Source organism: Brevundimonas sp. (assembly GCF_029946145.1).
In the GTDB taxonomy this organism is placed as follows: domain Bacteria; phylum Pseudomonadota; class Alphaproteobacteria; order Caulobacterales; family Caulobacteraceae; genus Brevundimonas.
Genome location: NZ_JAQSDY010000026.1, coordinates 90,531 through 99,592, shown reverse-complemented (window position 1 = coordinate 99,592; position 9,062 = coordinate 90,531). Strand labels below are relative to the sequence as shown.

The window sequence follows — 9,062 nt, the reverse complement described above, 5'->3', positions numbered from 1 at the left end:
CGTCACGATTCGAGGAGGCTAGGGTGGCGGCTTCGCGACCGATCGGGAGCCTCCCATGCTGCGTTTTCTGACTCTCGCGGTCACCGTCCTGATTTGCGCTGGCGACGCCCGGGCGCAGCCTGCAGTCCAGGACCATGTTGGCGACGTCTATGAACTCCGCCTGAAGAATACGACCGAGTCGTCAACCGACGACGGCTCTTCTGGGTCGAGCCAGTCAGGAGGATTGCTGGTCGAGCGCGTCGTCGCCGTGCGCGACGATGGTGTGGAGCTGGAGTTCGATCTGCCTCCCGAGGCCACGGCCGAGGACCGCGCGGGGGACTGGCAGTGGCCGGCGCGGGTGCTGAAGTCGCCGGACGGCTCCCTGCATCTGCTCAACGCGGCGGAGCTGGAGACGCGGATCGACGCCTGGCTGGTTGCCGGAGGCATGCCTCGCGAGGCATGCGGACATTGGATATTCACTTGGAACGCCTTCAAGATCGAGTGCGACCCACACTCCGTGATCGGAACGCTCGCACCATTTGACCTGCGCATTGGCGACCTCCGCGACGGCGCGTCGTACGCTGAACGGGGCGGCTTAGGGCCCGTGTTGCTGCGAATGAGACCCGCCGATGCCGGAGGCTCCGCTTTCGTTGCGGAGACGCCGATCAACCCCGAATTCGTGCGCCGGGAGCGCGCGGAGTCGGACGTGGTCGTCGCGGAGATCATGGGCGAGCCGAAGACGCTCGATGACGCGCTTCAGGCCAGGGCGGCCGATGACGTCACGGGCGAAATCACCACCACCTTCACCACGGACGCCGGTGGTCGCGTTGTCCGGCGGACGACGGTTACCACTCTGACGACAACGGACGCGGAGGGAGTGGTCGAGCGCTCGACTTCCACCCGGACCGTTGAGGGGCGGCTTCTCGATCCATCCAAGCCCTGACTGCCGCACGGCGATCATCGCCAGACAACTCACAACTTGATCGCCGGGTCCGACAGAAATTGGAGGTCGCGAATCACTTAGTGAGTCAACGTTCCCCAATGAACGCCGTCGCCACCCTCGCCGAACTGCAGGCTCGCACCGGGGCCGTCGCGGCCGATCATCCGGAGTGGCAGTATCTGAATCTGCTGCGCGACATTCTCGACAACGGGTCGCAGCGTGACGACCGGACGGGCACGGGGACCCTGGGCGTGTTCGGGCGGCAGATGCGGTTCGACCTGGCCAAGGGCTTCCCGGTCCTGACCACCAAGAAGCTGCACCTGCGGTCGATCATCGTCGAACTGCTGTGGTTCCTGCGGGGCGAGACCAATATCGGCTGGCTCAAGGACAACGGCGTCAGCATCTGGAACGAATGGGCCGACGCCGAGGGCGAGCTGGGGCCGGTCTACGGCAAGCAGTGGCGGTCGTGGGCGGCGCCCGACGGCCGGGTGATCGACCAGATCACGAAGCTGGTCGAGGGGCTGAAGACCAATCCCAACAGCCGCCGGCATATCGTCAGCGCCTGGAACCCGGCGGACGTCGACGACATGGCCCTGCCGCCGTGCCACTGCCTGTTCCAGTTCTTCGTCGCCGACGGCAGACTGAGCTGCCAGCTGTACCAGCGGTCGGCCGACGTCTTTCTTGGGGTGCCGTTCAATATCGCCAGCTATGCGCTGCTGACCCATATGATCGCTCGCCAGGTTGGCCTTTCGGTAGGGGAATTCATCTGGAGCGTCGGTGACGCCCACATCTACCTGGACCACATTGAGCAATCGCGGTTGCAGATCATGCGAACGCCTCGGTCGTTTCCCAAGCTCGAACTGACTGATCGCCCAGACCTGTTTTCTCACAGGCTCGAGGACGTACGCATCGTCGATTATGATCCCTGGCCGCACATCCCGGCAAAAGTGTCTCGTTGAAGGACGCTGCGCTCTTTATCGGCTCCTCTGTCGAAGGGCTTGATGTCGCCTATGCGCTTCAGGAACTGCTGTCTTTTGACTGCGAGCCGACGGTCTGGACGCAGGATGTCTTCAAACCGAGCCGCACGGCGCTGAGCGATCTGTTTGTCCGCAGCCGCGCGTCCGATCTCGCCGCTTTCGTTTTCACTGCGGACGACATCCTTCAACTGCGGGGCGAGGCCGTCGCTGCGCCGCGAGATAATGTTGTCTTTGAGCTTGGCCTTTTCGTAGGCGCGCTGTCTCCGGACCGGTGCTTCATTGTTCAACCGTTCGGTTCAGAGATGCATCTTCCCACCGATCTGATCGGGATGGCGCCATTGAACTACCTGGCTGCAAGGAAGGACGGCAACCTGATCGCCGCCCTCGGGCCCGCCGCAAACCAGATCAGGCGTCAGATCCGGGCAATCTCAGTTGATCCGGGAATCGCCGAGGAAGTCGCTCGTCGAGCGGCCCCCGTGGTGGCGGCTCCTTCCGACAGCGCGGAACTGCAGGCCTATATCGACATGTGGGACGGTCCGTTGAAGCCGGTCCGCGAATCTCTGAAATCCGTGCCGTTCGATTCATACGACGAGGATATGATTGCACTGCGCCCGGCCATGAGACGAATATTCGCCTTTCTGGAGAGCTTGGCTGCGGCTGTCCTTGACGGAAAGCTACCGGAACAGGAAACGCGGACTGTTTTTGGTGAAGCCGTCGATTTCACCTGGCCAAATCTCGCGACCCTTCTGGCGCCGCCTAATCATGTGGATGACTTCTGGACACCCTCGCCCCGCATCTCCGAACTATATCTGAGATGGCGGAAGCCGACGTGACCTCGCTCAATCTCTCCGACCTAACCGCCGACGTCCTGCGCATCTCCGACATCTACGCCGCCGAGCACGGCATCGAACGCTCCGCCGACTGGGCCCTGCTGAAGGTGCAGGAGGAGCTGGGCGAACTGACCGCCGAGCATCTGCGCATGAGCGGCCGGGCGCGGGGCGCCGCCGACGCCGGCAAGCTGGGCGACGAGGCGGCGGATGTGCTGGGGATGCTGCTGATCTATTGCGACCGGGCGGGGATCGATCTTGAACAGGCCATGCAGCGCAAATGGCTTCACTGGCTGGAGCCCCGCTGATGGCGATCGCGAAACTGGTCCTGGTCGTCGCCCGCGCCCGCAACGGGGTGATCGGACGTGACGGCGACCTGCCGTGGCGGCTGCGCAGCGATCTGCAGCGGTTCAAGGCCATCACCCTCGGCAAACCCTGCATCATGGGACGGCGGACGTGGGAGAGCCTGCCGCTGAAGCCCCTGCCCGGACGGTTGAACATTGTGCTGTCGAAGGACGAGTCGTTTTCGGCGCGCGGCGCCCTGGTCTGCACGACGCTGGACGAGGCGATCGAGATCGCGCGGGAGCAGGCCGAGGACGACAGCGTCGAGGAAATCTGCGTCATCGGCGGCACCGCCCTGTTCGAAAAGGCCCTGCCCCGGGCGAAACGGCTGTATGTCACCGAGGTCGAGGCCGAAGCGGAGGGCGACGCCGTCTTCCCGCCGTTCGACGAGGCGGCCTTTGTGGAGGTATCGTCGGAGGCGCATCCGGCCGGCGAGAAGGACGATCACGCCTTCGTCTTCCGCGTGCTGGAGCGGCGCTGAAACAGCCAGGAGCCAGCCATGCTGATCGTGACCACCAATGACGCGCCCGGGCATCGGGTCGTGAAGACCCTCGGCGTGGTGCGCGGCATCACCGTGCGGTCGCGCAACGCCATCAGCGACATGGTCGGCGGGGTGCAGTCGGTCTTCGGCGGCCGGATCGGCGTCTATGTCAAACTGGCCGAGACGGCGCGTCAGGAAGCCTATGACGAACTGGTCGCCCACGCGCGGGAGATGGGCGCCAACGCCATCCTGGCCATGCGTTACGACGCCAATGAGATCATGCCGGGGATCACCGAGGTGCTGGCCTATGGCACCGCCGTGGTGATCGAGCCCGAGGCCTGAGACTCCGGCATGGCGTCGGTTCCGCACAGCCGGTCCCAGAGGCGGAAATACAGGCCGTAGTTGGTCCTCATATGGGTGTGGTGACGGCTGTGATGCGTCGCGGTGATCAGCTGGGCGCCGGGGCCTGAGCGCACCCAGCGGTCCGGCCACATCTCCCAGCCGCAATGATTCATGACGGCGGCGGCGGTCATGACCGTCAGCAGGGCGACGACGACCCAGATGTTGACCGGGATCAGGAAGACCAGCAGCGGCAGCAGCCAGGCCGTGGCGACGGCCTCGACGGGGTCGAAGGCGAAGCTGGCGAAGGGGCTTGGCTCGCGGCTGCGGTGATGGCCGGCGTGGGCGACGGGAAACAGCCGCGGGTGATGCAGAAGCCGGTGCGTCCAGTAGTAGTGGGCGTCCTGGATCAGCAGCAGCCCGACGAAGCTGACCGGCAGCCACCACCAGCCGTACAGGGCGGGGTCAAGATACAGCCGCGTGCCGCCGGCCTTCCACGCCTCAAGCGCGAGGGCGGCGGGAAAGGCGTAGATCGGGGTGGAGACCAGGGAATAGCGGATCTCTCGCAGCATCAGGCGGCGGGACGGACGGTCGCGGTTCAGCCGCCGGCCGACGCCGGCCTCGCGGCCCCACTGCATCCACCAGACGGCGCCCGCGATCAGCAGATAACGGGCGCCGATGATGGCGCTGAGCCACAGGGTGGTGAGGGCGAGGCCGGACATGGCGGCAGGATAGGGGGGCGAGGGTCGGGGGGCGAGGGTTCAAACGCCACGCCCCTGCCCCGGTCCCCTAGCTGAGGGTCATCATGGCCGAGCGTTCGAAGTCCTTCAGTTCGTCCAGACGGCCGGCGCGGACCTTTTCGACCCAGTGCGGATCGGCCAGCAGGGCGCGGCCAACGGCGACGAGGTCGAACTCGTCCTTCTCGAGCCGGGCGATAAGGCCGTCCAGCGAGGCCGGTTTCGAACCCGCGCCGCCGAAGGCCGCGATGAACTCGCCGTCCAGGCCGACCGAACCGACGGTGATGGTCGGCAGGCCGGTGACCTTCTTGGTCCAGCCGGCGAAATTGAGGTCCGAGCCCTCGAACTCGGGCTCCCAGAAGCGGCGCTGGGAGCAGTGGAAGACGTCGACGCCGGCCTCGACCAGGGGCGTCAGCCACTGTTCCAGTTCGGCCGGGTCATGGGCGTTCTTCGCGGCGAAGTCGTGCGACTTCCACTGCGACAGGCGCAGGATCAGGGCCATGTCCGGGCCGACGCCCTCGCGCACGGCCTTGACCACCTCGGCCCCGAAACGGGCGCGATCGGCGATGGTCCCGCCGCCCCATTTGTCGGCGCGGTCGTTGAGGCCGGACCAGAAGAACTGGTCGATCAGATAGCCGTGGGCGCCGTGGATCTCGACGGCGTCGAAGCCGAGCTCGCGGGTGGCGCGGGCCGAGCGGCCGAAGGCGGCGATGGTGTCGGCGATGTCCTCGTCGGTCATCGGCTCGAGACCGCGCTTGCCGGGGCTGGTCATGCCCGAGGGGCTATCGACCTTGCCCAACGGCGCCCAGTTAGCCCCCTGCCCGCGCGCCGAACCGACGTGCCAGAGCTGGGGCGCGATCAGGCCGCCGGCGGCGTGGACTTCCTCGACCACCTTCTTCCAGGCCGGCAGGGCCTCGCCGTAGAAGACGGGGACGGCGGCGTCGTTGCGGGCGGCGGGCCGTTCGACGACCGTGCCCTCGGTGATGATCAAGCCGACTCCGCCCTCGGCCCGGCGGCGATAGTAGCCGGCGACGTCGCTGGTCGGGATGCCGCCCGGAGAGAAGGAGCGGGTCATGGGGGCCATGACGATGCGGTTAGGCATCTTCAGGGACTTGACCTCGAAGGGGCGGAACAGGGCTTCGACGCTCATGGGCTCTCTCGGGGGCGTTACTGGAACCGACAAGGTGGCGATTACAGTTTCGTTTGGAAACCCTCAGAGGCCCAGTTTTTCCGCGAGGGCCTTTGCCATGCCGTCGAAGCGGGCGGCCAGGTCGCCGTTCGTGGGGACAAGAACCGCCGGAACACCGGCGTCGCCGCCCTCGCGGAAGGCGGCGTCCAGAGGCAGGCCACCGAGGAAGGGGATGGACAGACGCGCGGCCTCGGCCTTCGCCCCACCTTCGCCGAACACCGGGCCGGTCATGTTTTCGATCAGGCCGAGGGTCGGGACGCCGACCTTCTCGAACAGCCGGTGGCCGCGGCGGGCGTCGGCGAGGGCGACTTCCTGCGGCGTGGAGACGATGACAGCGCCGTCCAGCGGGGTCTTCTGGATCAGGGTCAGCTGCACGTCGCCGGTGCCGGGCGGCAGATCGACGACGAGGATGTCCAGCGGCGCCTCCTCCGTGCCCCAGGCCGTCTGGGTCAACATCTGGGTCAGGGCCTGGGAGGCCATGGGGCCGCGCCAGATCATGGCGTCGTCCGCCTTGGTCAGCAGGCCCACCGACATGGCCTTCAGGCCGTGGACGACATGGGGCTGGATGCGGCCGTCGCGGTATTCCGGCTGGCCGGACATGCCCAGCATGGTCGGCAGGGACGGGCCATGGACGTCGGCGTCCAGCAGGCCCACGGACAGGCCGCGCGCGGCGAAGGCGGCGGCGAGATTGACCGCCACGGTGGACTTGCCGACCCCGCCCTTGCCGCTGGCGATGGCGAGGACGCGGCGGACGTGGGCGGGCCGATCCGTGGCGACGGGAGCCCTGGGACGTGTCTGGTCAACGGCCTGGGGCGACAGGGAGGCCCGGCGTTTCGGGGACGTGATCGCCTCGGCCGACAGCACCACGGAGACGCGCGCCATGCCCGGCAAGGCCTTCAGCGCGGCCTCGGCGGCGTCGCGCACCGGGGCGTAAAGGGCGGCGTCGGCGGTCGGAACCTCCATGACAAAGCCGGCCCGGTCGTCCGTGACCGTCAATCCCTGCACCAGGCCGGCGGCGATCAGCCCCTGCCCGGTCTTCGGATCGAGGATGGCGTCGAGGGCGGCGAGTACGGCGGCGCGGTCGGGCAAGGGGGTCGGTCCGGGTTGCGGGGGCGAGGCCTGCGTTCTATCGCCGGAGACCCCTGCCCGCGAGCGCGCATTTTGTCCCGACCCCTCATCATCCTGATCGCCGGCCCGACCGCCTCGGGAAAGTCACGGCTGGCTCTGGAGCTGGCCGGGCGCACGGGAGCGCTGATCGTCAACGCGGACAGCCAGCAGCTCTATGCGGATCTGAGCGTACTGAGCGCGCGGCCCTCGGCGGAGGATGAGGCGCGGGCCGATCACAGGCTGTACGGCGTGGCCGATGCGGCCGACGCCTGGTCGGTCGGACGATGGAGCCGGACGGTGCTGCCGATCCTGGCCGAGCAGACGGATCAGGCCCGGCCGGTCCTGCTGGTGGGAGGCACCGGACTATATTTTACGTCTTTGACCAAAGGGTTGGCGAATATTCCGGAGATTCCGCTCAAGGTCCGGGATGGGGCCGGCGCGATGTTCGACGCCGAGGGCGAGGCCGGCTTCCGCCGCCGTCTGGCGGAGGTGGACGTGGCGGCGGCGGGGCGGATCGAGGCCGGCGACCGGCAGCGGCTGACCCGGGCCTGGGCCGTGGCCGCGCACACCGGCCGTTCGCTCAGCGACTGGACGGCGGACACCGCTCCCCTGCTGGCGCCGGGCTCCTGGACCGGGCTGGTGGTCGAGCCTGAACGCGAGGCGCTGTACGCCCGCTGCGACGCCCGCGTGGCGCAGATGGTCGAAGGCGGCGCGCTGGAGGAGGTCCGGGCCCTGGTCGCGCGGGGGCTGGCGCCCGACCTGCCGGCGATGAAGGCGGTCGGGGTGCGCGAGTTCGCGCGTTATCTGGCGGGGGACTCTTCGCTGGAGCAGGCGCTCGAGGCGACGCGGCAGGCGACGCGCAACTACGCCAAAAGGCAACTGACCTGGTTCAGGAACCAGACGCCCGGATGGGAACGGCATCGGGGCCCGGGTGACGTCCACGCGCCCGAGCCCTGAGACGCCGGTCCCGGCGGATGCTATGCAGGAGCGGGGGTGCGGCGGTCGCATCCGCCAGCGTGACGTCGCCCCGGACCGATCCGTTGCGCGCGCGAACATCGAGAGCGCGCATGACGAACCGGGTCGATTCCCTCATCGAGCAGATCCGCGCGCTGGAGCATGACCTTGCGGCCGAATTCTCGCGGCAGCGATCGGGCTTCCGCTTCGGGCTGGAGCACGGCCGGGCCCGGTTCGAGGAAGAGGCTGTGCGCCGTCTCGAGGATCGCCGCGTCCACCTGATGAAATACATTCTGGGCGCGCCGGTGCTGTATGTGGTGACCGCCCCGGTGATCTATTCGCTGATCCTGCCGTTCGCGGTGGCCGATCTGTGGGTGTCGATCTACCAGGCGGTCTGCTTCCGCGTTTACGGCATTCCGCAGGTCCCGAGAGGCCGTTACATGATCTTGGACCGGACGGGCCTGCCATATCTGAACGCGATCGAGAAGTTGAACTGCGCCTACTGCTCGTATGTGAACGGCGTCATCGCCTATGTCCGCGAAGTCTCGGCGCGTACTGAACAGTACTGGTGCCCGATCAAGCACACACGCCGGCTGATGGGCGCACACGGCCGCTATTCCGGGTTCGGCGATTTCGGCGACGGCGAGGGCTATCGCGAGGCGCTGGAAGCGTCGCGCCGGGCGCTGCGCGAGGACCGCGAGGACTGACATCCGACGCACCCCACTTCGGACCTTGGAAGCGGACACGGGAGACCCTATATTGGTCCTGCCGGGGCTTGCTCCGGATATGGCGATAAACGCGCTTGTAATAAGCGGACCGGACCCGGGTGCGATTCCCGGCGGCTCCACCATTCCTTCCCCGCGTTATCGGCGGAGCGAGCATGGGGCCGACTAGCATCGACGGACGTGTAAAGAAGACTGCTTTCGCCCGTCCTGGCCCACCGTATCGGGCCATTTTCTAACTGCGAACGATAACTTCGCTGGAGAAGTCGCTCTCGCCGCGTAAGCGGTTCGGGTGATTTCGAACACTTAAGTCCTCGGGGATCAGTTCCCGGGGCGGGGCCGCCAGGGGGCCCGCCAACAGAACCCCTGGCACCTTCCCTCGACATCCAGCTGTGCGCCGCCAGCAGAATCCCGGCGTTTTCACCACGTCGCCATCTTTCGCCCGCCGTCAGGCACAGCTATCAGTCG

General features: G+C 67.2%; 11 protein-coding genes and 1 other RNA gene. 9 read left to right on the top strand and 3 right to left on the bottom strand.

Annotation, left to right across the window (positions count from 1 at the left end):
• The first annotated feature begins 55 nt into the window (after nt 1-55).
• From PSV23_RS11820 to PSV23_RS11795, 6 genes are all read left to right on the top strand, one after another.
• Nucleotides 56-922, top strand: a complete 867-nt coding sequence (locus tag PSV23_RS11820) for a hypothetical protein (protein WP_300469181.1) — start codon at nt 56-58, stop codon at nt 920-922.
• A gap of 98 nt (nt 923-1,020) precedes the next feature.
• Complete coding sequence (locus PSV23_RS11815; protein ID WP_300469180.1) at nt 1,021-1,878, top strand: thymidylate synthase; 858 nt, start codon at nt 1,021-1,023, stop codon at nt 1,876-1,878.
• Complete coding sequence (locus PSV23_RS11810; RefSeq protein WP_300469179.1) at nt 1,875-2,729, top strand: nucleotide-binding protein; 855 nt, start codon at nt 1,875-1,877, stop codon at nt 2,727-2,729. The genes PSV23_RS11815 and PSV23_RS11810 overlap by 4 nt, the downstream gene beginning before the upstream one ends.
• On the top strand, nt 2,726-3,031 hold the full coding sequence (locus tag PSV23_RS11805; RefSeq protein WP_300469178.1) for a phosphoribosyl-ATP pyrophosphohydrolase: 306 nt from the start codon (nt 2,726-2,728) through the stop codon (nt 3,029-3,031). The genes PSV23_RS11810 and PSV23_RS11805 overlap by 4 nt, the downstream gene beginning before the upstream one ends.
• A complete protein-coding gene (locus PSV23_RS11800) occupies nt 3,031-3,546 on the top strand; it encodes a dihydrofolate reductase (RefSeq protein ID WP_300469176.1) in 516 nt (171 codons plus the stop codon). Before PSV23_RS11805 ends, PSV23_RS11800 begins: the two co-directional genes overlap by 1 nt.
• Before the next feature lie 18 nt (nt 3,547-3,564).
• The gene (locus tag PSV23_RS11795; protein WP_300469175.1) at nt 3,565-3,888 is read left to right on the top strand and encodes a YbjQ family protein; all 324 of its coding nucleotides are present in this window, start codon (nt 3,565-3,567) and stop codon (nt 3,886-3,888) included.
• Here PSV23_RS11795 and PSV23_RS11790 read toward each other — a convergent pair.
• The 3 genes from PSV23_RS11790 to PSV23_RS11780 form a co-directional block, all read right to left on the bottom strand.
• The gene (locus PSV23_RS11790) at nt 3,852-4,607 is read right to left on the bottom strand and encodes a sterol desaturase family protein (protein ID WP_300469173.1); all 756 of its coding nucleotides are present in this window, start codon (nt 4,605-4,607) and stop codon (nt 3,852-3,854) included. The two genes, PSV23_RS11795 and PSV23_RS11790, sit on opposite strands and share 37 nt — an antisense overlap.
• A 67-nt stretch (nt 4,608-4,674) precedes the next feature.
• Nucleotides 4,675-5,772, bottom strand: a complete 1,098-nt coding sequence (locus PSV23_RS11785) for an NADH:flavin oxidoreductase (RefSeq protein WP_300469172.1) — start codon at nt 5,770-5,772, stop codon at nt 4,675-4,677.
• Nucleotides 5,773-5,835: 63 nt separating this feature from the next.
• A complete protein-coding gene (locus PSV23_RS11780) occupies nt 5,836-6,900 on the bottom strand; it encodes an Mrp/NBP35 family ATP-binding protein (RefSeq protein ID WP_300469170.1) in 1,065 nt (354 codons plus the stop codon).
• A 72-nt stretch (nt 6,901-6,972) separates the two neighbouring features.
• On the opposite strand from PSV23_RS11780, the gene miaA reads away from it, so the two are divergent.
• The 3 genes from miaA (at nt 6,973) to ssrA (ending at nt 8,966) form a co-directional block, all read left to right on the top strand.
• Nucleotides 6,973-7,875, top strand: coding sequence for a tRNA (adenosine(37)-N6)-dimethylallyltransferase MiaA (gene miaA / locus PSV23_RS11775; RefSeq protein WP_300469168.1), 903 nt, complete (start codon nt 6,973-6,975; stop codon nt 7,873-7,875).
• 110 nt (nt 7,876-7,985) lie between these two features.
• On the top strand, nt 7,986-8,579 hold the full coding sequence (locus tag PSV23_RS11770; RefSeq protein WP_300469166.1) for a hypothetical protein: 594 nt from the start codon (nt 7,986-7,988) through the stop codon (nt 8,577-8,579).
• A gap of 21 nt (nt 8,580-8,600) precedes the next feature.
• Nucleotides 8,601-8,966, top strand: a transfer-messenger RNA (tmRNA) gene (ssrA, locus tag PSV23_RS11765).
• The last annotated feature ends 96 nt before the right edge of the window (nt 8,967-9,062 follow it).

Excerpts from the sequence above, each read along its gene's own strand:
- PSV23_RS11820 (WP_300469181.1), top strand. The coding sequence starts at position 56 with ATGCTGCGTTTTCTGACTCTCGCGGTCACCGTCCTGATTTGCGCTGGC.
- PSV23_RS11815 (WP_300469180.1), top strand. The coding sequence starts at position 1,021 with ATGAACGCCGTCGCCACCCTCGCCGAACTGCAGGCTCGCACCGGGGCC.
- PSV23_RS11800 (WP_300469176.1), top strand. The coding sequence starts at position 3,031 with ATGGCGATCGCGAAACTGGTCCTGGTCGTCGCCCGCGCCCGCAACGGG.
- PSV23_RS11795 (WP_300469175.1), top strand. The coding sequence starts at position 3,565 with ATGCTGATCGTGACCACCAATGACGCGCCCGGGCATCGGGTCGTGAAG.
- PSV23_RS11790 (WP_300469173.1), bottom strand. The coding sequence starts at position 4,607 with ATGTCCGGCCTCGCCCTCACCACCCTGTGGCTCAGCGCCATCATCGGC.
- PSV23_RS11785 (WP_300469172.1), bottom strand. The coding sequence starts at position 5,772 with ATGAGCGTCGAAGCCCTGTTCCGCCCCTTCGAGGTCAAGTCCCTGAAG.
- PSV23_RS11770 (WP_300469166.1), top strand. The coding sequence starts at position 7,986 with ATGACGAACCGGGTCGATTCCCTCATCGAGCAGATCCGCGCGCTGGAG.